Annotated in this window: 19 protein-coding genes and 1 pseudogene; 9 read left to right on the top strand and 11 right to left on the bottom strand. The window is 58.3% G+C overall.

Annotation, left to right across the window (positions count from 1 at the left end; translation table 11 throughout):
• Nucleotides 1–2: 2 nt before the first annotated feature.
• The 6 genes from JMN36_RS10025 to JMN36_RS10000 form a co-directional block, all read right to left on the bottom strand.
• Nucleotides 3–1,145 carry a potassium channel family protein gene (locus JMN36_RS10025; RefSeq protein ID WP_221924360.1) on the bottom strand — a complete coding sequence of 381 codons (1,143 nt, stop codon included), beginning with the start codon at nt 1,143–1,145 and terminating at the stop codon, nt 3–5.
• A gap of 164 nt (nt 1,146–1,309) precedes the next feature.
• On the bottom strand, nt 1,310–4,936 hold the full coding sequence (locus JMN36_RS10020; protein ID WP_221924359.1) for a UvrD-helicase domain-containing protein: 3,627 nt from the start codon (nt 4,934–4,936) through the stop codon (nt 1,310–1,312).
• A gap of 97 nt (nt 4,937–5,033) precedes the next feature.
• Nucleotides 5,034–8,561, bottom strand: coding sequence for an ATP-dependent DNA helicase (locus JMN36_RS10015; RefSeq protein ID WP_221924358.1), 3,528 nt, complete (start codon nt 8,559–8,561; stop codon nt 5,034–5,036).
• An 83-nt stretch (nt 8,562–8,644) separates the two neighbouring features.
• Nucleotides 8,645–9,580 carry a TIGR02569 family protein gene (locus JMN36_RS10010; RefSeq protein WP_221924357.1) on the bottom strand — a complete coding sequence of 312 codons (936 nt, stop codon included), beginning with the start codon at nt 9,578–9,580 and terminating at the stop codon, nt 8,645–8,647.
• A gap of 36 nt (nt 9,581–9,616) precedes the next feature.
• Nucleotides 9,617–10,663: a DUF3152 domain-containing protein gene (locus JMN36_RS10005; RefSeq protein WP_236883115.1), complete on the bottom strand. Its 1,047-nt coding sequence runs from the start codon at nt 10,661–10,663 to the stop codon at nt 9,617–9,619.
• A gap of 126 nt (nt 10,664–10,789) precedes the next feature.
• A complete protein-coding gene (locus JMN36_RS10000; protein WP_370659509.1) occupies nt 10,790–11,023 on the bottom strand; it encodes a DUF3107 domain-containing protein in 234 nt (77 codons plus the stop codon).
• Between the two features lie 156 nt (nt 11,024–11,179).
• On the opposite strand from JMN36_RS10000, the gene JMN36_RS09995 reads away from it, so the two are divergent.
• Both JMN36_RS09995 and JMN36_RS09990 read left to right on the top strand, forming a co-directional pair.
• Entirely contained in the window at nt 11,180–12,787 is a 1,608-nt protein-coding gene (locus JMN36_RS09995) for a DEAD/DEAH box helicase (protein WP_221924356.1), read from the top strand.
• Between the two features lie 85 nt (nt 12,788–12,872).
• Nucleotides 12,873–14,207 (top strand): Rv3212 family protein, encoded by a 1,335-nt coding sequence (locus tag JMN36_RS09990; RefSeq protein WP_221924355.1) that lies wholly within the window; start codon nt 12,873–12,875, stop codon nt 14,205–14,207.
• 61 nt (nt 14,208–14,268) lie between these two features.
• On the opposite strand, the gene JMN36_RS09985 is transcribed toward JMN36_RS09990, so the two are convergent.
• Complete coding sequence (locus JMN36_RS09985) at nt 14,269–14,817, bottom strand: hypothetical protein (protein WP_236881855.1); 549 nt, start codon at nt 14,815–14,817, stop codon at nt 14,269–14,271.
• 585 nt (nt 14,818–15,402) lie between these two features.
• Between JMN36_RS09985 and JMN36_RS09980 the strand changes: the two genes are divergently transcribed.
• Both JMN36_RS09980 and JMN36_RS11130 read left to right on the top strand, forming a co-directional pair.
• Nucleotides 15,403–15,663 carry a WhiB family transcriptional regulator gene (locus tag JMN36_RS09980; RefSeq protein WP_046202645.1) on the top strand — a complete coding sequence of 87 codons (261 nt, stop codon included), beginning with the start codon at nt 15,403–15,405 and terminating at the stop codon, nt 15,661–15,663.
• A gap of 224 nt (nt 15,664–15,887) precedes the next feature.
• Nucleotides 15,888–15,962, top strand: coding sequence for a 50S ribosomal protein bL37 (locus tag JMN36_RS11130; RefSeq protein WP_012732104.1), 75 nt, complete (start codon nt 15,888–15,890; stop codon nt 15,960–15,962).
• A 169-nt stretch (nt 15,963–16,131) separates the two neighbouring features.
• Here JMN36_RS11130 and JMN36_RS09975 read toward each other — a convergent pair whose 3' ends face one another.
• Nucleotides 16,132–16,452 carry a hypothetical protein gene (locus tag JMN36_RS09975; protein ID WP_052722176.1) on the bottom strand — a complete coding sequence of 107 codons (321 nt, stop codon included), beginning with the start codon at nt 16,450–16,452 and terminating at the stop codon, nt 16,132–16,134.
• Between the two features lie 56 nt (nt 16,453–16,508).
• Nucleotides 16,509–17,096 (bottom strand): sigma-70 family RNA polymerase sigma factor, encoded by a 588-nt coding sequence (locus JMN36_RS09970; RefSeq protein ID WP_412728550.1) that lies wholly within the window; start codon nt 17,094–17,096, stop codon nt 16,509–16,511.
• A 259-nt stretch (nt 17,097–17,355) separates the two neighbouring features.
• Between JMN36_RS09970 and JMN36_RS09965 the strand changes: the two are divergent.
• The 5 genes and pseudogenes from JMN36_RS09965 to JMN36_RS09945 all read left to right on the top strand — a co-directional run bounded on the left by JMN36_RS09965 (nt 17,356) and on the right by JMN36_RS09945 (nt 23,555).
• A pseudogene (locus tag JMN36_RS09965) lies at nt 17,356–17,920 on the top strand (aminoacyl-tRNA deacylase).
• Between the two features lie 59 nt (nt 17,921–17,979).
• Nucleotides 17,980–19,446, top strand: a complete 1,467-nt coding sequence (locus JMN36_RS09960) for a 3-phosphoshikimate 1-carboxyvinyltransferase (protein WP_269091334.1) — start codon at nt 17,980–17,982, stop codon at nt 19,444–19,446.
• Nucleotides 19,443–20,582: a ribosome small subunit-dependent GTPase A gene (gene rsgA, locus JMN36_RS09955; RefSeq protein WP_204087362.1), complete on the top strand. Its 1,140-nt coding sequence runs from the start codon at nt 19,443–19,445 to the stop codon at nt 20,580–20,582. Before JMN36_RS09960 ends, rsgA begins: the two co-directional genes overlap by 4 nt.
• Nucleotides 20,572–21,885, top strand: a complete 1,314-nt coding sequence (locus JMN36_RS09950; protein ID WP_221924354.1) for a chloride channel protein — start codon at nt 20,572–20,574, stop codon at nt 21,883–21,885. The genes rsgA and JMN36_RS09950 overlap by 11 nt, the downstream gene beginning before the upstream one ends.
• Nucleotides 21,886–21,989: 104 nt before the next feature.
• Nucleotides 21,990–23,555, top strand: a complete 1,566-nt coding sequence (locus tag JMN36_RS09945; protein ID WP_221924353.1) for a chloride channel protein — start codon at nt 21,990–21,992, stop codon at nt 23,553–23,555.
• On the opposite strand, the gene JMN36_RS09940 is transcribed toward JMN36_RS09945, so the two are convergent.
• Complete coding sequence (locus JMN36_RS09940) at nt 23,485–23,991, bottom strand: DUF6912 family protein (protein WP_204087365.1); 507 nt, start codon at nt 23,989–23,991, stop codon at nt 23,485–23,487. The two genes, JMN36_RS09945 and JMN36_RS09940, sit on opposite strands and share 71 nt — an antisense overlap.
• Before the next feature lie 10 nt (nt 23,992–24,001).
• On the bottom strand, nt 24,002–24,412 hold the full coding sequence (locus JMN36_RS09935; RefSeq protein ID WP_041628875.1) for an HAD family hydrolase: 411 nt from the start codon (nt 24,410–24,412) through the stop codon (nt 24,002–24,004).
• Nucleotides 24,413–24,449 lie beyond the last annotated feature (37 nt).

Below are 24,449 nucleotides of genomic sequence, written 5' to 3'. Positions count from 1 at the left end.
TGTTATTTCTTTTCCGCCCCGGACTTGCGTGGTTTCACATTTTTCGCACTGGGGTTGCGCGGAGTATTTCCCTGCCCGTCGCTGCCTTCGGCGGGGTACACGCGCCGCACGTAGAGCAGCCGATCGCCCTGTTCGACGACGTTGGCTTCGGGGGAATCGATGCGGTACAGCTCACCGGACCGCACCACGCCGAGCACGATGTCGGAGAGGTTCCTGGGGTGGCCGCCGACTTCGTCGTCTCGTACGACGCGTTCGGCGATGGAGAATCCTTCATCGGGGCTGAGCAGGTCTTCCATCATTTCCACAACGGAGGGTGTCATGGTGGCCAAGCCCAACATTCGGCCCGCGGTTTCGGAGGAAATGACGACGGAGTCTGCGCCCGATTGCCGCACCAAGTGGACGTTTTCGGATTCCCGGACACTGGCCACGATGGTGGCGGAGGGGGCGATTTCGCGGACCGATAGCGTGACGAGGACGGCGGTGTCGTCCATGTTGGGAGCGACAACCACGGACCGGGCCCGTGATACACCCGCTAGGCGTAGGACGTCGGCTTTGGTGGCGGACCCGTTGACCGTCACGAGGCCTCTGTTTTCGGCTGCGGCCAAGGAGTCTTTGTCAGTATCGACGACGACGATCTGGTTCGGAGGGACCCCGTCTTCAACGAGGGCAGAGACGGCGGATCGGCCTTTGGTGCCGTAGCCGACGACGACGGTATGGTTGCGCAATTGTCTCCTCCACCTTTGGATTTGTAATGCTCGACGGGATGCTTCGGTCAGGACGGACAGCGTCGTACCGACCAATAAGACCAGGAATACGATGCGCATTGGTGTGATGACCAGGATGTTGACAATGCGCGCGTTTTCTGTGACGGGTGTGATGTCGCCGTACCCTGTTGTCGTCAACGAAACAGTGGAATAGTACAGCGCATCGATAAACGTCAGGTGCTCTGAGTATCCGTCTTTGTCCAACCAGCAAATGACCGACGCCACAAGGAGGAGGACCAGAGCGTAGAAGAATCGACGAACGATCAGCCACCACGGGCTCAACGGCGCTTGCGAGGGAATTCGGACGATGTTGACCAGCGCATGCACGGGCAAATTGTTGAGGGGTGCCTGGTCCCCGCGCACTTTGAAGCGCTCACGCATTATGCATCACCCGCATGGCGTTTCGTTCTCCTTACTCGCTGGTGGTCACTCGCTGGTGGTCGGTGTTCTGGCGTGGCCATTATCCCCGCATGGGACGCCGTTAGCTTGCAAGGGGTTGGCACGCAATGCTCCCCCGTAGCTAACCGGCGCGTTCACGCGGTTACTCACTGCATACTATCGCCAGGCTGTTCAATCTCTGAGGTGTCCAGTGTAGAGAGCACGCCATGAGCGAGTTCGTCCGGGGATGGTAGTTCCGCGGGTTCATAGGTCTCGTTGGTCCTGACGTAGTGGAACGCTGCCCTGATCTTGGGGTCGCGTATGCCTTTAGCTACTAATTGTCGACGCAGAGCTTCTTTATACATCGCAAGTTGAATCTCCGCTCGTTTCATGTTTTCACCAGTGGGTTTCTTACCGGTTTTCCAGTCGACGATGAACCACTCTGGTGTTCCATTTTTCTCGCTCTCGAAAACGGCATCCATGCGGCCACGGATATAGTAGCCTCCCAGGTTCTGGATGAAACCACTTTCGACCTCCCCCGCTGTCTTTCCAGCCCATTCGGACTTCATAAATGCGTCTTTGAGGCTATCGAGTTCGGGCTGAGTGGTGGGTACACCATCGTCACCGTCATCCATGTCATCTAACAAGGCGTCATCGTCGATGAGCGCGGAGGCTCCGCCCAGCTCTGTCTCCAACCACTCGTGAAACGCCGTGCCCCTCTTGGCGTATGGGTTGGGCTTGAAGGGCACTGGCCGAGCACGACGGCGTGCAAATGCCTCGCGGTCGGCTGACAGTAACATCACTTCGGAGGGAGTCAGTTCCAATCCGAGGTCAACGTCGATGTGGTCCGTGTGGGCTGCTCGTGCTTCTTCGATCAGTGCCGTGGTCTCGTTTTCCCAGGTGGAAGCCAAAGTTCCTGCATCCGCCTTCGGGGTGTAGCCCTTATCCGAGTCAGCGGATTCAGCCTTGAGTTCTTCCATGGCTGACCGTACTAACTCAGCTGCTTTATCGACAGATTCACGACGGTCGCCGAGCGGATCGGATGGCCACATAGGGCCTTCATGCTCGGTGTCATCACTAATGTCCTCCTCAGAGGGAGGTTCCGTTATGTCGATACTCCACGTTGGGTAATCTCCACCAGAGTTTGCTGTAATGCGGAGTGGCTCGTCTGTGCCGGTTTCTCTGAGTTCTTCGAAACGTGCGTCAACGTCAATGCCCAATTTGCCCGCGACCATGTTTTGGACCTGAAGAAAGCGATGTGACTTGTAACGTAGGGGCGGTTTCTTAGCAGGGTCAACGCCGTGCCCGGAGATAAGCAGTCGGCGTGCGCTCCTAGTGATAGCCACGTAAAAGAGGAAATCAGAAGACCGTATATCGACGCCCTCAATCTCTTTTTTATACTCTTTCTTTGCCGCCTGAATTTCATCCCATGTCTCCAGCTCACTATTGTCGAACACAGGGAAGCCTAGGGGGTTATCGGACGAAGGAGGATCGCCCCTGAGCGCGGGGGGCAGGACACTCGAATCCCCCAACCACGTGCTTGTCCATTTCCCTGGTTTCGTCCCCTTTTTCTTTGAATCTGGCCTCATATCTGGACTGTTATAAGCAGAGGCATCACAAAATGGAACAGCGACGATATCCCATTCCAATCCCTTTGCACTATGGACAGTAAGAATTTGTACCTGGTCCGAGTGAACAGAAACTTCTCCAGCTTCCATAGTCGTCCCGGTAGCCTCGTCCGCTGCCTCGAGATAGTCGAGAAACTCTTGTGTGCTTCCTCCTCGCGTTGTGAAATCTTCGGCAACATCGCGGAGCCGATCAAGGTGAATTGTCCCTGCAGCACCATCCACGGACGGGTCTTGTCGCGCAAGCACCTCGGCTCTCAGGCCTAAAGTGCTCTCAATCTGTGCAATGAGATCCGGAAGTGGCACCATCATACTTTGTTGACGCAGCCACCGCAGTTCAGCTGACAATGCTTGTAACCGTATGCCCCCTTCATCGCTAAACGCCAGTTTGTCCCCCTGGCCTGGCCTTATTCCGAGATCTGCGATCGCATCAGCAAGGCTAACTTCGGTCCCATCCCCTGGAAGTTCCAGTTCATTTGCTTTTTCTTCAAAGATCTCGATGGAGTCGATTTCTTTGTGTGTCGAGTTCCTCGTCCCGGGTTGATCATCGGATTCTCGAGCAAGGTCCTTAGCCCTGTAACTGAGTTTTTTAATATCCCGCGTTCCTATTCGCCATCGCGGACTACTCAGCACTTGGAGCGTAGCCTCGTCGTCACTTGGATCCACCACAACACGCAGTACGGATAGAACCTCTCTAACTTCTGGGATGTTATACAGAGCATCCGGCGACACGCCGACGGGAATACCTCGCTTGGTGAGAGCTTCGGCAAAAGGGGCTACGTCGGCGTTTTTGCGCACGAGAATCGCACCTGTAAATGGTTTGGTTGACCCATCTTCTGAACTCTTTTGCCTCGCTGAGCGGTATTCCTCTGTGAGGACGTCAGCAACCCACTCCACTTCCTCTTGCTTATCTAGAGCCCACTTCAGGGATACTCTACCCGAACAAACGTTAACGCCACTCTTCAAATCCGTTACTAATTTCTTCCCGACGGGCAACGCATCTTTCGCTACAGCATTGGCTAAACCGAGTACTTCGTATGGGTTGCGGAATGATTCGGAGAGATCCCTCCTTTCACACGGGGTAAGGTGACCATCCTCACGTCGTGGAAAGTCACCACGGAATCGATATAGATTGCCGGGACTTGCACCACGAAAACCGTAGATGCTTTGCATCGGGTCCCCCACTGCTGTCACACCGATCGGCTCATCGTCCTCTGACCCTGAAATAGAACCAAAAAGACTACGGAGAAACTCGTGCTGCGCATAATTAGTGTCCTGATATTCGTCAAGAAAAACAGCGCGGTACCGGGTACGTAATTCCTGTCCTATCTCAGGATGCTCTCGAACTAGCTGCGTGGCTTTAGCAGTAATCTGTCCGTACGTCATCAGATACTTGTCGGAGAGTCTCTCATAGAACTCTTTCTGATACTTAAGAAGCATCAAGCGATCTCGGTGAGGTGCATAGAATTCAATCACCTCTTTTTTCAGCCCGCCGCGGTTTGGACCGCTTTTAGCAATAACGCCTTCTGCGTTCACTACATTGTCGATAAATGCCTGAGTTTCCTCCGCAGCTTTTTGAGGAGTCACCAGGTGGTTGTTCATCGCTTCAGACAGGTCAAGCATAGATTTCCTGGCTGTTGAGTCTTGCTTTGAAAACGTATAAGGCCCAGACTCATCCTTGTATCCAAGGTCACTGATGACTCGGCCGGCAGTTAACCATTGTTCCGGACCATCAGCTACTTGTACGGCTGGCTCAATCGGTAGGAGCAGACCAAATTCGTGAACGATCTTCTGCATAAATGAGTCATAGGTCACCACCGTTTGTTGGATATCCTTGATGTTGTCGTAACGCGGATCATCCGGCAGAATGAGACCGCTCTCAACAAGTTGGTTGAGACGGTGACGAATACGAGCGTTGAGCTCACCCGCAGCTTTTCGGGTGAATGTTAAGCCCAGTATCTGATCCGTGGAAACCCATCCATTAGCGACGAGAAAGACCGCACGGGCTGCCATGGTCTCAGTCTTTCCCGCACCTGCGCCCGCGACAACAAGCTGCGGCTCTAATTCGGCCTCAATAACTTCTCTTTGTTGCTTCGTGGGAGCAGGCTGGCCTAAAGCCTTAGCAATTCTTTCTGCGCTGAACTCCGGTTCATGGGAAGCGTAGGGCATGGTGATCTCATCCAATCTTTTTAACAACGATGTTCACAAATGTGGACGGTCGGTCAGTGTGTGAACCACCGAGGCCACGGGGGATTTGAAATACGAACTAATCCGTATCTTCGGGGTTCGATGGGGTAAAAGTCGGATCCAGCACCGATTTTCCAATCAGCACACTGCCGAGAGAACCGAAACGATTTTTCTCATCGCGCCCTAAGTCAAACCGACCTGCAAACTGCGGACCAGCCATCACGGTCGCAAGTTCAATGAGTTTCCTCGTCCATGAATCAATGTCCTCATTGGTCAGTGGTGCCTGAACAGGCCGTTTCCGAGGTTTTTTATGCGGATAAATAAGCTCAGCCCCTGCTAAGCAGTTGTCCACTGAGGAGTCCCCCGCTTTACCGGAAGCCGAAGGAGAGGCAGAACTGAGGGAAGACTCCTGTGGACCTTCCCATTTCGCCATCAAAGTCTGATAGGTCTTCAGTTGTGGGTGGTTGGGTACGTCCTCTGGGATCTTATGCCCTGTTTTGAAATCGATGATGTAGTACTTTCCATCATCACTGACTTCTAGACGATCGATCTTTCCCTTAATCTGTACTTCCTCACCAGAATCTGTATGGCCGATCAGAGTTCCACCCATATCTTTTTCAAACTCTGCATGCCCGGTTAGAGCGGCATCTCGTTCATGAAGTTTTTCCACCAGTCCGTTAAACATCTTGTGCCACGCCTCGATTTGCTCTTCTTTATTCCACGCATGGGGCCCTAGGAGCCGAGGTACTGTTGCTAGGAAGCGATCGCGAACTTTCTCCTCATCAACGCCACGCTCCATGGCCTCAGCGGCCATGTGCGTTAAAGTCCCCAGCAAAGTTTCGCTACTATCACGCCCCGCAGTTTGGACGCTCTTTAGAAAAGCACCTAGAGGATAGGCAAGGTAATCTTCCACCTGAGATGGAAAAATGACATATGACTTATCGTCATCGTGCAAGCTCTTCGTCGTCGAAAGTCCCTGAAGCCCCCACCAATGATCAGGGTTCGCCGCAGCGATCACCGATTCCCGGGACGGGGTGTCACCCGCAGCCAAAGCCAGCCGGGCTAGCTGGCGGGCAGCCTGTTCCCGTTCATGACTAGGTGTGTCCTTCGATTCAACCGCGCGCCTGAGTTCCGCAATGAGGGAATCCGCCGATAAGACGCGAGGGTACTCGCGCTCCGGGCGCATCGACAACGATGACTGCGTCGCCGCCCCATCACTGTTTTCGGTAGCACCGGAATCCGCGCTCTCAGAGGACTCATGATCGCTTCCATCGTGCGAACTCAACGCAATATCATCGGTAGCAATCTCCTCCAAAAACCGAGAGCGCGTATCTGCATCGCTATCAACTTTTCCATCATCCGAAACATGAGGGCCTACAGCTGTCACCAACAAGGAGCGTCGTGCACGTGTCACTGCCACAAGGAACAGACGGCGTTCTTCGGCCAAACGATCGTCATAACGGCCACGTCTATTCCCTGGCAGGCCCGGTTCAACATCACTATCCACCAAGTCAATAAATTCTTCTTGGCGGAAAATAGTGCCTGTTTCAGACAGCGACGGCCATACGTCCTCCTGCAGCCCGGCAACGACGACGGTATCCCACTCTTTTCCTACAGTGGCGTGGGCCGGGGACACAACGACGGCGTCGCGCACGGGGCCGCGTCGATCACGAGCACCCGTCGGTAATTCTTGGTCGCGCATGAACTGCAGGAACGTGGTGATTGTGCTGGATGGGCGGCGTTCAACATAGTCGCCGGCAGCGTCGAATAAGGACATGACAGCGTCGAGATGCCGATCGGCCATTGACCCCACAGCACCACCACGTAACGATTGATCAACCAACGCATCCGACAAGCCCGCGGCATTCCACACTTCCCACAGGATTGTCTCGATGCTCTCACCGTTGCGATAAGCCGTCTGACCAGCTTCAATGACACTGCGTACTCGCATGATCAGATCTTTTTCCCGGGCAGTGAGGTTCTTCGTGAGATCGGCAAGCTCACCACCTAAAAGAATGAACCGCAAAGCATCAATCGCGCGGAAAACCGGTCGGCCGAAGTCTTCATCATCGGTCATGATCGTGCTTGCCAGATCATCCGCTTTGTCGGGATCATCAAACTCTAATCTCATGAACCCACGACGGAGCCCGCGCAAAATACGGCGGAATGTTACTGGATCACCACCACCGATGGGGCTGAGCACCATTCGTTCTAGCTCGTCGTTCGTGAGGTTCTTATCAACAGCACCCCGGACAACGAGAAGAAGTGCTCGAACCATCGGTTGCTCAGACAGGACGATCTCGGTCGGATCATCGGCGACCGGCACACCCGCGGACAGCAATCCCCGTCTGATTGGGGCAGCTTGACTCTTTGACCGAACAATAACGGCAATGCCTTTCCACGAAACATTGTCGACGAGGTGAGCACGCCGAACACGGTCCACGACCGCGGCAACCTCTGCTGATGGTGACGTGAGAATGCGGATATCAGCCTCGCCGGGGTCGGTACCGTCATTTGCAGAGTTCGTGGCAACCTGCTGCCGGATTTCCTCCGCCCACCTATTACTTTCGCGGGTACGCATCGATTTAGCTACGCCAGCAGCCAGTTCCGCCACCGGAGGTGCCATTCGTTTCGTCCCCGGCAAGTGGATAGTCTTTTCTTTGTCCACTAGGCTCTTCGCGTACTTCGTGCTGCCACCGCGGAATCCAAACACTGATTCTGATTCCGCGCTAGCGACCAGCGTTAGCCGCGCACGAGATCGGAAGCGTTCCACCAGAGCCGAGGACAGAGGATCGAAAAACTGGGAATCGTCGATAAGGATGACATCGAAGTTCAGCGGCTCCGATAATTCCTCATCATTGTCAAGTGCGTCGACGGCGGCGCGGATCAATTCTGAGGCATTAAGAGCATTCGACCCCATAAGGCGAGCCGTGGAGCGATAATCATCGTAAAAGTCGGCGGCGGCAATCCATTCCTCACGAGAAAATCTCTGGCCATACTCACGAAGTTTCTCGGACGTAACCCCACGCTCAGTCACACGCAGCAAAAAGTCGCGCAGCTGACGGGCAAACCCCAGAGTTGTCAGAGCAGGTTTCAACTTGTCCGGCCATATATCCGAGCCCTGTTCCGCCTGTTCACGGAGCAGGTCTTGGACCAATGCATCGTGTTCCGCGCCCGTCAATAGACGCAGCTTCGGTGCTCCGGGGTTGCGCGCCGCTTGGTCTCGCAATACGGCGAATGCAAACGAGTGCACTGACCGGGCAATCGGTTCAGAAAACACTCTCTCTACCGCGTTATCTTTATCAAACTCTTGTTCGATTGCGCTTAAAAGCCACCGATTAGTTTCACCAGCAGCCTCTTTCGAGGCAGTAAGAAACAAGATGGAATCCGGATTTGTGCCGGCCATAATCTCTGCCCGAGCAACATCCCGTAAAAACGACGAACGACCAGAACCAGGCCCGCCCTGGACTACAAAAGTGCCTGATGAGGAGCCTGCAGAGCTAATAAGATCAGACGCTTGTCCTTGCCAATGGAAGTCAGCGTGGACGGGAGCTTCTTTAGTCAGGTGAATGTCGAGGGGACTGTGTGAGGGTGTCGATGTCAACATAGTGCTAATTATTGCACTTGGTTAGGACACGCTAGCTCATTTTCTACTCACATTGTCCAAAAACACACTACGCTGCCGCTGCCCTACGACGTTCGCGCCCCAGAACCGCGACGCGCGCGCACGACCTCAACCATGCGCCCCAACCCCACCAGCGAGCCTTCCTTGGCATCAGGATGCAAGGCGTGGACGAACAACCGATAGAGCACCGCGCGGACCATCATTTCGTCGAAGTCCGGCAGGTGTGACCATCGCGATGCTAAACCGTCGTCGGCATTTCCCCAGGCCATTCCGTCGACGACGGTCAACGCAACGGGCCATGCATGAGGATGAAACACCGGCGGGATCTCGGTCACGACGGCCGGGGAGGAACCATCAAACACCGTCGTCCCCACCATGTCGGAGGACACGACGCGGTTCGGAGCCTGCACCTCGTCGCGCAATGCCGCCACCGAGGACGCCAACTCTAAGGCTTGAGCAACGGTGGAACTCGCCACTGCGGAGACGTCGAGACCCGGCGCGATCACCTGCGATGGGTCCTCGGAAAACGCCGCCTGATCGGCTGCGGCGAAGAGGTGTTGCGTTGTCCACGGGCGTTCATCCAGGTCAATCTGCGGAAGTGGGTTCTCACTGAAACGGTCATTTCCACCCACGTCCATCGCCTGGTCGATGGATTCCGACAGCAGAAGGGACGCGGCGGCGATTTCGTCAAATCGAGGAGCGGGGTGGCCCTGTACCCATGTGTCCGCGTGCCACCCTCCGAGGATGTAGCGCCCATCAGAGGAGCTCAGGGGCCGGACAACGCCGATCCCCGACGGCTTTAATTTGTGGCGCATTTTCGCCGACCAAATTGCCGTATCCGCATGATGTGCGCGTCGAAGAACGGCAGATTGGACTTTCCACCCATACCCCCATTCGCGCCCCAAGAGTTCGGGGGTTCCGCGATCTGCCCGCAAGCCCATCAGGATGGGGTCCGACGGTGGGGCCATGTCATGAAGTGGTGTCGGTTCCGCTGAAGTCATGGGTTCCATCCTTAAGTACGTTCTGTCCCTTACGCACTACGATTTCGACGCTTGCGGGTACGGCCATGCATTGTATTTACAGACTTTATTGTCCTCGGGGTACACCTGGGCGGATTCTTTATCCAGCTTATGCAATGGGTTATTGGCCAAGCCCAGTGTCTGCTGCATCATGATAGGCGCTAATCCACCATCGTCTTCACATGCTTTGTGGTGGGCGTAGCCGATTCCGTGCCCGACCTCATGGTTGATCATGTACTCGCGGTATGACCCAAGATCACCATTAAAGGCCCCGGAACCACGAACCCACCGGGCCTCATTGAGAACAACACGATTACCCGCGGCAGTAAAACAGCTGGTTTCAATTTTGATGCTATCCCCGCAGGCCTGGCGGGCGGTTTCCGGACTGGAAATCTGGATGCGCAAATCAGGCGTCTGGGTGGGGTCATCGATATCGATGTGCTCAAATGCGATGTTCTTATCGTGCGTCCAGCTCCGCGGATCAGAAAGGGTGCTATCAATCATCGTCGAGACCGCATCGTCCCCACCGTAGCTATTCGTATCGAGCCCATTTTCAGCCTCAATAACAAATTTCACGCGCTTGGTTTTGCCCTCGCCGACCTTCATCCCAGGCCTACCGATCGCGCGATACGTCCCCTCACCGGCCTCGGTGTACGGACCGCCCTTTGGCAACTCCTTCTGCAGGCCTTTTTCCAACTCCGGCGACGACGGAACCGGGTTATCACCCAACCCATGCGGGCCATCGCCTTGCGCTCCATCACCATCACCCTGGCTAAATGGGGAGTCTTGCACTGTCGACGCCCGAAACGGATTCCCCACTCCTGTCGTGGCAGCGACAACCAGCCACAGGACAAGTACCGCGACGACGGGAATAACCAACGCTCCCCACCCCCATCGACGGGCAAGCATCACTGGCGTGGATTCCGCACGGGTGGCCGCCCCCGGCTGAAGTTTCTTCTTCAACGGGGTACGGGTCATCGGCGCAGGACCGTCGGGGTCGATAGCAGAGTTATTGGTGTGGCCCGCATTGACACGGTCACGGTGCACGTCGTTGTTGTGGCTCATTCGATAATGACTCTTTGGGGAAACCTCGTGGTGCGGAAAGTCGAAGGCAGCAGGCGAATACTAAACGGGCGGTATTAAAACACGAATACTAAAACAGCTGGCGCGTACTAACAGCTGATGCGCGTTTTACGCGAAGCCGACAGGACGAGCCGACTCCGAGCCGATTTCTACGTAGGCAATGGCGGCACGGCGAATCAAATGGGTGTGCCCTTTGGCATCGTCGATGGCCAACACGGCGCTGGCATCCGTCGGCTTGGACAAGGCGTCGTTAATTTGGTTGGTAATTTCTTCTTTCTTCCCCTTGGCATTAATGACCAGCTCACGGGGGTTATCTGTAAAACCAATCTTGATTTCCATCATCAATCCTTATCATCAACGTCGGGTTGTCTCTATGCCGCCTATGACCTCACCATGATGGCTATACAGCGGCACCATAACGGCTATTTTTCGGCAGATGCGAACACGTCTCACCAGCCCAGCACCGGCCATTGTAGGCACCACGATAGGATAACCACCATGACGGACAAGCGGCGTTCGCAGCAAGCACGTACATCATCGCGACGGCGGAGAGCTGTCCGGCGTTCATCACGCTCGGCAGCGCCTCAGACGGCATCGCCTAATCAAGGGACGAGCAATACCACTCCCGAGGCCACCTTCGCTCCCAAAGACGCGACTGCCTCCACGAACAGGCCCGCCCACTCCTCACAACCCGAAACGCCGACGTTTGAGGAACTCGGCGTCGCGGCAGAAATCGTCGACGCGCTGGCCGCAAACGGTATCACGCACACCTTCGCGATCCAAGAGCTCACTCTACCGCTGGCCCTCGACGGTAAAGATCTCATCGGACAGGCCCGAACCGGCATGGGGAAAACGCTGGCATACGGGGTGCCGCTCCTCGACCGCATTTTTGACGATGCTGCCATCCCCGAGCTCGACGGAACGCCCCGGGCGCTAGTCGTCGCCCCCACCCGCGAGCTGGCCTATCAGGTCTCCGATGACCTCACCTTGGCCGCGAAGAATCTGGCCAATTTCAATGATGAGCATCGTTCACTGCGCGTGACGACGATTTGCGGCGGCCATCCCTTCGAGAAGCAGATTGCGCAGCTTCGCGAGGGAAGCGACTGCATCGTCGGCACGCCCGGCCGGCTGCTGGATTTGTGCAAGAACCGTGAGCTCGACCTCTCCCACGTCGCCATTCTGGTGCTCGACGAAGCCGACGAAATGCTGGATCTCGGGTTCCTCCCCGATATCGAGAAAATCCTCCAGCAGGTTCCTGAGAAGCGCCAAACCATGCTCTTCTCGGCGACGATGCCGGCCCCGATTATGGCGTTGGCCAGGACGTTTATGAACAAACCCGTTCATATCCGCGCTGAGGGTACCGATGATTCGACGACGCACGCCACCACGAAGCAAGTGGCGTTCAAGAATCACAAGCTCAACAAGCTGGCCACCTTGTCCGCAATTCTGCAGGCGCACAATCGCGGCCGGACCATCATTTTCACGCGCACCAAGCGCTCCGCCGCCGACGTGGCCGACGACCTCGCCCAGCGCGGTTTCCTCGTCGGCGCGGTCCACGGAGATATGGCGCAACCCGCGCGGGAAAAGTCCCTCGACGCCTTCCGCAGCAAGAAGATTGAAGTTCTCGTCGCGACGGATGTTGCCGCCCGCGGTATCGACGTGGACGACGTCACCCACGTCATTAACTATCAAGTGCCGGACGACGCCATGACTTACGTGCATCGCATCGGCAGAACTGGCCGCGCCGGACACACCGGCACCGCGGTGACCCTCGTCGGATGGGATGAGGTCACCAAATGGAAAGTCATTGACGACGAACTCGACCTCAACGTCGGCGAACTCGATGAATGGTTTTCGACGTCACCCGAGTTGCGTGAGGCGCTAAATATCCCCGATGACGTGGACGAACGCGTCGGAGAATCCCGCCCGGTCTATGGTGGCGCCAAGGTGCTCAGTCCGCAGAGGAAGAGCGCGAAGAGAGCCTCGCGTCCGCGTCGTGATGACCGCCGTCAAGGCGACCCCCACCGACGGTCGGAGTCGCGGTCGCGTCGTTCACGGTCAGGATCGCGGTCGCATTCTCGCTCGCGGTCCCAGCATCGTAAGTAACGATCCCAGCGTCGGATCCCAACGTCGTAAGCAACAGTGAAGCCCAATGAGGGCGGCGCTTACAACACACGTAAGGTCACAGTGTATGAAGAGATTCAGGCCCCGGGTTCCTTCGGAACGTTCCACGCGCACTGACCGGATTGCAGTAGCTGTTATCACGCTCATCGTGGTCGTGTGGATTCTCGGCGTGTGGGTGACATCTGAGGCGCGCCATTCCCACCTTTCTACCGCGGACGGCACGCCCCAAGCCGAGGATCAGCTCACGAGCGTCCCCGCTCATCTGCAGCAAACGTGGACTCACGAGATTTCCGGACCTGCCCCCGAAGGCCCAGTTGTCAGTGGCCCGACGGTACTGGCGACCGGGGAGAAAAAAGTGGAGGGCCTGGACCCAGCTACGGGGTCGGTCCGGTGGTCATACACCCGCAACCAGGACCTGTGTGGGGTCACGGCATCATTTTCCCAGTTCATTCCCGTCTTCAAGGGCCCTGCGGGCTGCGGTGAAGTCAGCTCTCTCGACGACGCGACCGGCGAATACTCGCACAGCCGCGAGTCAGCCAACTCGAGTCCCGTGTCGATGGTCCGCTCCAACGATAACGTTGGCGTCGTCACCCCAACCCGGATGGAACTGTGGCGCAATGATCTCGTGCGCACAGTTGAATTCGGCGATGTCGAAGACCAAGCCGAACCCGATATGCAGCCCTTCCCCCACTGCACTATTCGTTCCGCGCTGACCCGGTCCGATTTGCTCGCCGTCGTCGAAAACTGTCCTGACGACAAAGACAGCGAGGGCCATGCCATGCTTCGGCTCATGAAAGCTGTGCCGGACGATTCCCGCAAGCCAGAGATGATTAAGTCGTACAACTTGGGTGCCGACACCGCGCAAATCGTTGCCATCAGCGAAAACAAGGTTGCCGTGTATGTGGCTGCGAGTGAACCCCGCATTGACGTCGTGGACAAGAAGGGGCACGTCACGTCATCGCAGCGAGTGAAACAGTCCCCTCTTATCGACGCCCACACCCGTGCGAATGCGGACGCGGCTGAGAAGGGTGAGCCTCAGAACACCTTCGAGCCTGCTATCAACGATGGCCCACACAACATGTTCTGGTGGGATGGGGAACGGCTCTACGCCTTCGACCCCGAGGACCTTTCCGTCCAGTTCGTTGTTGCCGATGCGCTGGGGACTGGGGATGTCGTCGGCGACAATCACCTCTTGGTGCCTGTTAAGGGAGGCATTAGCGTCGTCGATACTAAGAAGGGCGAGGCGGGTAAAACGATCCCCGTCGAGAGGGCTTCCCGGGGTGATGCTGTGTCTACCGGTGGGGATGATTCCACAGCCATTGCCGACGCTGTGAGCTTGCGCGTTGCGGGCAAAACCATCGTCGAGCGACAGGGAAATAACCTGGTGGGATATCGTTCCTAGGGCGCGGATTAATGCAGGCTAGTGCGGGCTATTAGCTGCTTGGTGGCCGGCTAGTGGCGGTCTATTGGCCGTACCGTGAGGCAGCCCAGGACACCGCGGCGGGATTAAAAATCAGCCCGAGGCCAACCAAGGACACAAGAAGCGTTGGAATGCCCAGATCCGGCCGGGATGAGGAGAACATGTACCAGGCCACCGGCAGAAGAAGCATATTCAGCATTGCCACCGGAGCGCGTCCCCACCGTTTACCGCGAGTCAAGGCCCATCCGGCCGCAGCGACAGCGCCGAAGATGATGACGAACCATAATGCCGTTCCGTAACCACTGCCCCAGCTGGCGAGCACTCCCTCGACTTTCGCGTCGCCATCGCCGTGTCCCCGGGCCGTCTGAATGACCATTACGATCGCAGCAATCAGCCCCACAGCGCCTTCAATCAGGCCGACGTAACCCGCCCACTTCACAGTCGACGGGAGCGTCAATTCTGCCTCACTGGCATCTTGCTGATGGTCGCGCGCTGCCTGCACATCCTCGCGGGGCTGCTCTGGCGACGGCCGCTGGTCAGACTTCCGCTGCACACCACGATTGGCCGAACGCTTCTTACGGGAATTAGACACACGCTCACTGTAGCAACCCCGGCACCGACGACGCCCCACGCGCGGGTTCGTCGTCGTCAATAGTCGTCGGCAATGAAACCGCAACCAGACTGATTGCTGTACTGCAACCACATCAGGCAGAAAGATGGGCATATAAGGCCCTGCCACCCCCATAGCTATCCTGTGTTTACCTTGAATTTCCGTGATATTCACCTGAATATCCAGCGCTTTTAAGGTGACACTCTATCGCTTTTTAGGCTTAAGGAAGCTATCGCAAACAATCCAAATAATGCTAGAGGTTGACGGCTGACTGTCAAAAACAGTTCTTGTGACGTTCAACACATTTTACCCCCGAACCCTAGAAATGCTGGCCAAGCCGTGCCATAGTTTCCAAGTACGCACATCAGCGATACAAACGTTTCTGCTGACGAGGGTGCTGTTTCGAGGACTAGTTTCCGGATTTCCCCCGGTCGTCCTCACCTAATCCACTTTCGACGCCATGGCCATGGCTGCTTTTGGCGTGCCTGCCGGCCGGAGCATCGGTCGAGTTAGCGATAACCGGACACAGCACCCGCCACCCCCACCGCACGTAACAAGGAGAATTTCATGGATTGGCGCCACAAAGCCGTTTGTCGTGACGAAGACCCCGAGCTGTTCTTCCCGGTCGGAAACTCCGGCCCCGCACTGGCACAGATTGCCCGTGCAAAGGTCGTCTGCAACCGCTGCCCAGTGACCTCGCAGTGCCTCGCCTGGGCCATCGAGACCGGCCAAGACGCTGGCGTCTGGGGCGGCATGAGCGAGGACGAACGACGCACTCTGAAGCGCCGCCGCAACCGCAACAACTCCCGTCGTCGCGCTACGGTCTAAGGCTCGTTAGCTCACTAACGACGGCTCAGCGCGCGTGAACTCACCAGGCGATCCGCGGTACATAACTGAAACCCGGGATCAGACCGCGTTAGCTATCACAATGACCATTCGATAAAATCACCTTCCTATGGCGTCGTGACCGCCCGCGCGTGGCCCGGCCCTATAAAAAGACACGACGTGCACTGCACGTCCACTGCCCCCCAATCAAGTAAAGGAGAGCCGCGATGAGCAAACGTGGACGCAAGCGCAAGGACCGCCGCAAGAAGAAGGCTAACCACGGCAAGCGGCCCAGCGCATAAAACGCCTGGCCTAAAGGCCTAAAACACCTAGTGCAGCTGACGAATAGCTGACACAACTCATAACAAAAGGGTGAACCCACCATGAGGTTCGCCCTTTTCTCGTCTATAAATATCGTCGACACTCCCCGTGACGGAGACCGACAACAACGGCGCGGAGACAACACCCCGCTCACTCGTAGCGGATTTGCTCCGTGATCGCTACGTGAATACGGGCACGCAACTCGCGCGACGCCGGCTCTGAGCAGCTACGACGGAGGAGACTACGCACGGTTTGTTCAATCCCGTAGGCCTCAAAATACTCCGGGCAGCTATTCACCCTCTCCATTAACGCCTGACGGCGCTCCGGATTACACGGTTCATCCAGAAGATCATTCAGCTCGTCGATAATGTCGTGACAACAACTATCGAGCGCATACCCACCGGCAGATGCTGAGGAGTCTGACGCGCCAGGCTCCTCATCCTTGGGTTCATTCCCGCAGTGATGAGTCATGGGGTCGTTCCTTTCATACATGTGACGGTACTTATTTCTAACGGTACTTTTCGGATTTATTTATGTGTTTCAGCAGATCCAGCAGTTTGGACGCCGCCTATGCCACGTTCCGAGGCCACTTCCTTTAACGCTTCCCGCAGCTTTTTTCTTCCGCGGTGAAGGCGACTCATCACCGTTCCCACCGGAGTACCCATCACATGAGCGATCTCCTTATACGGCATCCCCTCGACGTCGGCGTAGTAAACAACCATCCGATTGTCCTCGGGAAGATCCATGAGAGCATCGCGGATACGATCGTCGGGAATGTTCTTTAGAGCTTCAACCTCGGTCGACTCCAGCCCCGTCGAGTCATGCTCCGCGTTGGCAGCCAATTGCCAATCGGTGATCTCATCAGTCGGCGATTCCGTCGGCCGGCGCTGGGCCTTGCGGTAATCATTGATGTACGCATTTGTCATAATGCGATACATCCAGGCCTTCAAATTCGTGCCTTCTTTAAAAGACCCGAAATTGCGATACGCCTTCATATACGTTTCTTGAACAAGGTCTTCCGCGTCCGGTGGATTCCGTGTCATCCGCAGCGCACCCGCATAGAGCTGGTCCAACAGCGGCATTGCTTGCTCTTCAAAATCGGCTTGATTAGCCACAGAGAACCTCCTCACGACGTGCACCTTGAAGACTCTCTTCTGTGCTTAGACTCGCGAACGAGCCGCGTCGGCACGCAACGTGGTTGCCAGCGGGACGGCGCGATTGGTTATTCCCAATCACCAGCCGAGTTCCCGACATCGATCGGCACAAAACAGTCGCAACATTCGCAGTCATCGTTCTTAATCGTAACCGACATGATCATAATCGACATGCCCCCACCGTGTATTTACTTTCGGTGACGGTGTACAAATAGCAGCCATGAGTGGCAAGAAGGGTCATGGGAAAGCAGCATCAGGGAAGAAAACAGGCCGAGCCGCAACTCCCGCGCTACAAGTGTGTGCAGATGCCGGCGTCGATCACGAGGTTCGGGAATTCGACCATCACACCACCAATTACGGCGAAGAAGCCGCCGAGATGCTGGCGGGTGAAGGAATCGAAGCCGATCAAATTTTCAAAACCCTGCTCATTGACCTCGCTGCCGGGAAAGAACCCAAGCCCGACCTGGCGGTGGCGGTTGTCCCCGTCACGGGGAGGCTGTCTCTCAAACACGCCGCCGTCGCTTTGAAGGAACGCGGATTCGGGCACGGGAAAGCCAGCATGGCGAAGCCCAAGGACGCAGAGCGCAGCAGCGGATATATCCACGGGCGGGATCTCTCCGCTCGGCCAGAAGCATCGCCTTCCTACCGTTATCGACGAAACCGCCCTCCTTTGCGACACCATGTACGTCTCTGGGGGCAAGCGCGGCCTCGATATCGGCTTATCCCCGCAGGACCTCATTTCACTCACCGACGCCACGACCGCCGACATACTCGAAGGCCACTAGATTTGTGCCAACCCCCGCCATGACGCACTTCTATGCAGTCCCCCGCCGATAATGCAACAATGACAACCGTGAAAGCGCAGTCACCCGACATCCCACTGTGGGAGGCCCCCACTCCCCCACGCCCTGTCACCGCCACCGTGACCATCCCCGGCTCCAAATCCATGACGAACCGGGCGCTCATTCTCGCGGCGTTGGCGTCGGGCCCGTCCACCATTACAGGTGCGCTGCGCAGCCGGGACACGGACCTCATGATCGCCGCACTGCGAGCCATGGGTGTCAGTATTGAAGAGAGCGATTCGTCGTCAGGCTCGTCGTCGGACTCGTCGGCAACAGACGATAATTGCCGACGAACACCACCGGCATCTCTTTCCCTCCTCGTCACGCCGACGCCTCAACTGCATGGAGCAACTGTCGACTGCGGACTAGCTGGAACGGTCATGCGCTTCCTACCTCCCGTGGCGGCTCTTGCCGACGGGCCAGTTCTTATCGACGGCGACCCGCACGCGCGCAAACGCCCGCTAAAAACCATGGCCGACGCGCTGCGTCAGTTGGGTGTCAGCGTCGAGGGCGATTCGCTTCCGCTGCGGATTGAGGGGGCGTCGGCGTCGTCGGATGCGCACTCGTCGACCGAGAATCCAAATGCGGCACACGTCGGCACTACTGAGGGACCACGCGGGGGAGCTATCCGCATTGATGCGTCGTCGAGCTCGCAATTTATTTCGGGGTTGCTGCTCTCGGCGGCACGCTTCACTCACGGGATTACGGTGGCGCACACAGGGGCCACGCTCCCCTCGCAACCGCACATCGAGATGACCATCGACATGCTGCGGGACGCGGGTATTGACGTCACGATGCCGGAACCTCACACGTGGCAGGTTGCGCCTGGGGAGATTCAGCCGAACCGGTGGGTCATCGAGCCCGACCTGTCCAACGCCACCCCATTTATGGCCTCCGCAGCAGTCACGGGCGGGCGCGTCGTCATCCCGAACTGGCCGACCAAGACAACTCAACCGGGAGACCAATTCCGCACCATCCTGGAGAACATGGGGGCTCATTGTGTCCTCATCGACCATGATCTCGTCGTCACCGGTCCTGATGCGCCCGCAGACGGTCGCACATCCGGTACCGGTCTGACCGGGATCACGATGGACCTTCACGACATCGGTGAGCTCACCCCCACTATCGCGGCCCTCGCCGCCCTCGCGGACACCCCCTCCCACCTGTACGGGATCGCTCACCTCCGCGGACACGAAACCGACCGCCTGCACGCCCTGGCCACCAACATCAACGCGCTCGGCGGTCAGGTCGAGGAGACCGACGACGGCCTCATCATCACCCCGTCCCCACTTCACGGCGGCGTCTGGCCCACCTACGACGATCACCGCATGGCCACAGCCGGCACCGTCATCGGTTTGGCCGTGCCCGGGGTTCGCGTCGAAAATATTGGGACTACTTCGAAAACCTTCCCCGATTTTGCACGAACATGGCTGACAGCCACGAACTCTGCAGAAGGTGGCCATGAATGAGCGCACGACGACGCCCCTCACGCGACTGGGATGAAAGCGATGTCCACATTCGCCCAGGTAAAGGCTCCCGGCCACGCACGAAAGACCGCCCCTCCCACAAGAATGCGCAGTGGGGCATGGTCATCACCAAGGACCGCGGACGGTGGGGAGTTGTCCTGGACGACAAGCCCGACGACGCTCGCACCATCGTGTGCATGCGTGCCCGTGAACTCGGCCGAACCCCCATCGTCGTCGGGGACCGTGTGGGCGTGGTCGGCGACACGTCGGGAAACCCGGGGACGCTCGCGCGCATCGTGAAACTAGCGGATCGGCGCTCCATCCTCCGACGCACCGCGGACGATAACGACCCGTATGAACGCATCGTCGTCGCCAATGCCGATCAGCTGCTCATTGTCTCGTCCGTCGCGGATCCGCCGCCCCGGGCGGGGTTCGTGGAGCGTGCCCTCGTGGCCGCTTTCGCCGGTGGCATCTCCCCCATCCTGTGCCTCACCAAGAGCGACCTCACCGATCCTGCGCCCTTCGCGCACGAATTCGAGGATCTCGACATCCGGATCGTTATCGCCGGACAAGATGACGACATTACCGACGTCCGACGCCTGACGCGCGGGCATGTCACGGCGCTCATCGGGCACTCGGGTGTCGGCAAATCGACCCTGGTCAACCGCCTCGTCCCCGATGCTGACCGAGCTACCGGGGAAGTCTCCGGCGTCGGCAAGGGAAAACACACGTCGACGCAATCGGTGGCCCTCCGCTTGCCCGGGCGCGCTGCGTTGTCTGAGAGCGCTTCGCTCGAGGACAACACTTCGCCCGAGACCTCGGACGACGAACCACCGCGGGACATCGCGCACGCCACGAACGGATCAAGCGACGCCGGGTGGATCATCGACACCCCGGGAATCCGCTCCTTCGGCCTGGCCCACGTCGATCCCGATACGGTCATTGCCGCGTTCGAGGACCTCGCCGAGCTCATCACCGAGTGCCCGCGAGGATGCACCCACATGGGGCCGCCCGCCGACCCCGAGTGCGCGCTCGATACCGCCACCGGGGCAACCGCCCGGCGCGTCCACGCGATTCGCTCCGTCTTAGAAACCCTGCGATCCAATGACGAGTGGGACCTCAATCGGGATGACTCGTAGTCGCCGCCTCGCCGTCCTCAGTCTGTGCGTTGCCGGGGTCGCTGTACTCACTGGCATATCCGCAGCGCTTTTGACCATCCTTTTCCTGGCCGTCGAGAAACTCTCTTTCGGTGCCGACGAATCCACCGCTCCCATTCCTACCGACGCCACCTCCCCCGGCCGAGTTCTGACCGTGTACATCGCGTCAGGTGTCGTCGGAAGTATTGTGTGGTGGGCGCTACAACGCTGGGGGCGCCCGCAACCATCGGTGCCGCAGTCGCTTGACGGAAAACCATCCCCGGTCCCCGAGACCAGCGCAAATGTCGCCCTCCAGGTGGCGCAGGTGGGTACCGGCGCGTCCGTGGGCCGGGAAAATGCACCGCGCGTGGCTGGTGCATTATGGGCCGACCGCGTTGCCGCATGGGCACGCATGTCTCCCGAACTCCGGCGACTGCTTATTGCGTCGGCCGCGGGTGCGGGACTTGCCGCCGCCTATCACGTCCCCCTAGCTGGTATCGCATTCGCCATCGAGTTATGCGGGGTAGGAATCCGCCTTCACAAACTCGTCATCGTGAGCGCAACCTGCGTCATCGCGACCGTCATATCTGCACTCATTGAACCCACCGGCTTGCAATACAGCGCACCACACGTGACCTGTTCATGGACAACCCTGCTGTTCGCCATCGTCGTGGGCGTGATCATCGGCCCTTTGGGCAGCGCGTTCCGTCGCTTTGCTCGGTGGTGTCAACACTGGGCCACCCACGACGCCCGCGTCCTGTATCGCATGCCCATCGGGTTCGCCCTAGTCGGAGTCGCAGCAATGAGCCTCCCCGCTCTTGCCGGCAACGGAAAATACGCAGCGGTGTCAGCATTCGATGCCTCGATAGGGTGGAAAGCTCTTGCGCTGTTGTGTGCGCTCAACATCCTCGTCACGCTCATCAGCCTCGCCAGCGGAGCGTTCGGCGGTATCCTGACCCCGAGCTTCTCTATCGGCGTGATGGCGGGGGCATTAGCGGGCGTTGCTCTCGCAGCCACCATGGGCGCCGTCGGAAATGCGGTAAACACGACCACCGTCCTCACTGAAAATGTCCACGGGACACCGATCCTCGCGTGCGCGGTCCTGGGCGGGGCAGCCTTCCTCGCCACGGCGCAACGCGCTCCCCTCTTCGCCCTCCTCATCACCGTGGAATTCACGGGGCAAGGGCTCGCCAGCATTCCTGCCATCGCGCTGGCGGTGATCGTCGCAAGTCTGCCCCTGATCTACCCCACATTGAGTAAAAAATGTCGCGGGGCAGGCACCTTTTCTTTCTTGACACGCCAGTGAACCCTTAACCTATTTTCATGTGGTGGCGCAGGGTGGTGAACAACTGACAACAGAGAAACACGCGCGCCACCGACTCATCGTGCGAACACCCCCTCCGCACCCGCTTGCGGTCGTACTCCATCGCGTCGGCTGGCGATGATGACATTTCGCAATTCCCGCCCGTGCCCACCTCCAGCGTGTCACGGTCCTCCATCGGGCTCGTCGCCGTCTACGCCACCATCATCGGGATTATCGTGGGGGCGTTCATCGCCGGAGTGGCCCAACTGATCTTGTTCACCGAGCGGTTGGTGTACGGCTCCGACCATCAACACGAGATATCTCCCCTCGATTCGCTCGGCCCCACTATCAATCTGCTCATTCACCTCGTGGCCGTCGGATTCATCTCCGGGGTGGGGTGGGCCGTGTTGCACTGGCGATCCACCCGGCGCGTCTCTATCCCCCAGGCCATGCAGGGCACCACGATGCCCGTCGGCTCCACACTCTCCAGCTCATTGCTGCAGATCATCAGCGTATCTGCGGGCGTTCCCATCGGCCGCGAGCAGGCTCCCCGTCAGATCGGGGCCCTCATCGCCTCCGCGTTCTCGCGGCTGTGGGAAGTAGACCGACGGACCCTCCGCCTCCTCGTTGCCTCGGCCGCCGGGGCAGGCATGGCGGCGTCGTTCCACCTACCCCTGGCCGGCGCTTTGTTCACCATCGAACTGCTCCTAGTGTCCGCCTCCGTGCGAGCCGTCGTGACGACGATGACCTGCTCGGTGGTCGCGACGACGGTCTCGGGGCTCCTGGGCGCACCGCGAGTCACCTATAACGCGGCACAGTTGAACGAAAGCGCACTGACTTTGCTCTGCGCTGTTGTCGTCGGCTCGATAGCCGGCCTGGCCGGCGACTATTTCGCGCGTCTGGCTCATCGGGCATCCGCGCGGCCCGTGTCTGCGCGCTGGCAATGGCTGGCCACAACAGGCGTGATGGCCGTCGTCGGGGTTCTGTCCCTCTTTTTCCTGGGATCCAGCGGTAATGGTGCGTATTCCGCCAACCTGGCGCTCACCGCACGGGTGACACTCGGCGGGGCCATCGCGGTCTTCATCATCCGCCTGGCGGTGACCTGCGCAAGCTTCTGGGCGGGTGCCGTCGGAGGAATCCTGACGCCCTCCTTCGCCTTGGGCGCGTTACTCGGGTGCGTGTTGGGTTACGCGGGACAATGGATGTTCCCCAGCGTCGACCCGCGCGCGTGCGCATTGTTAGGCGCGGCCGCATTCCTCTCGACGACGATGGCCGCGCCGCTATTTGGGCTGGTCGCAGCCGTCGAGTTCACCAATCAGGGTGCTGACGGTTACCTCGCAATGTTCGTCGCTGTCATTGCTGCAGCACTCGCTGTCCGCGCGACACAGAAGGGCCAGAATTGGCTCTTCCGGCGCACTGTCACACCGAACAAGGCCGGCGTCGCTACTGCTCAGCATGGTCCGTTTGCCGACGATATGCGGTCGCAAAAGGCTGCACGGCCTTCACGAAGCACTCACACCACAGAGCCGGGGTGGCATCGGGTTGAAAAGGTGACGGAGGACGGCCCCCAAGACCAGGGCGAGCACTCTCCGTCGGCAAGTTCTACAAAAGCTGGACCACCATCGGCAACTCCTGAGGGTCGTACCACGCGAGATCGTGATCCTCGCAGTTAGCCAGGAGATGCTCCGCATCGTCGTCGCCCAGGTCGGCTTCATCAATGACGCGCAACGCCTGCGCGGTGTCCTCTTCAGCCTGTTTGACATCGATATGAATGGACGCCAGATCGTCGGCAGATAAAGTCGGTGGATCCAGCCGGACTGTTGATTCGCCCGCCGTCGGGTCCGGAGTCACTGTGGACTCCTCCACCTCAAAAGTGAGGATGACCCGGCGGTGAGGAAAGCGGTCCTCATCCCCAACCGATAACAAGCGCAACGAGGCCCGGCCTGCGTCTAAATACGCCTGGTAGCCCAGCTCTTCGTCGTCACCCGAAGTGAAGTACTCGCGCAATGCCGGGGTGACGGCAAAGGCTACACCGCTACGCACCGGCATAGATTTGTTCTCCGCCAGCTCCTGCAACGTACTGAACGTGGCCGGCACGTAAATCCGCATTGTTGCCAACCTAGAAGTCACCATCCAGACCGAACAAGCCGGTTACCTGCACAACCGTGCGATCAAACTGCTGGTAGAGCACTCCGACCATGCCGGATTCCACAGCCCCCTTGACATTTTCGATCGAATCATCCACCAGAACACAATCGTTCAGTGGGAGTTCGATGGCGTCGGCGGCTGCCTGGAATACTTCCTCCGACGGCTTATCCGCCCCAACTTCGCCGGACAGAACGACGGCGTCGACGGTGCCAGAGCGCTCCCACTCGCGGATGGGATCTGCTTGGGGTCCGCCGGGATCATTCGACAAAATAGCGGTGGCCACACCATTTGCTTTTGCTGCTTGGAGCAGGGCGCGCCACCGGTCCGCGTCCTCCTCGGACACGTCTAAAACGCCACAATAATCCACAATCAAACCTCTCATGTCGCACTATCGTAACCGAACTTCGGGTTCGATGCCC

The sequence above is a fragment of the Corynebacterium pseudokroppenstedtii genome (assembly GCF_019754945.1).
Lineage (GTDB): Bacteria > Actinomycetota > Actinomycetes > Mycobacteriales > Mycobacteriaceae > Corynebacterium > Corynebacterium pseudokroppenstedtii.
This window is presented reverse-complemented; position numbering and strand designations above follow the sequence as displayed.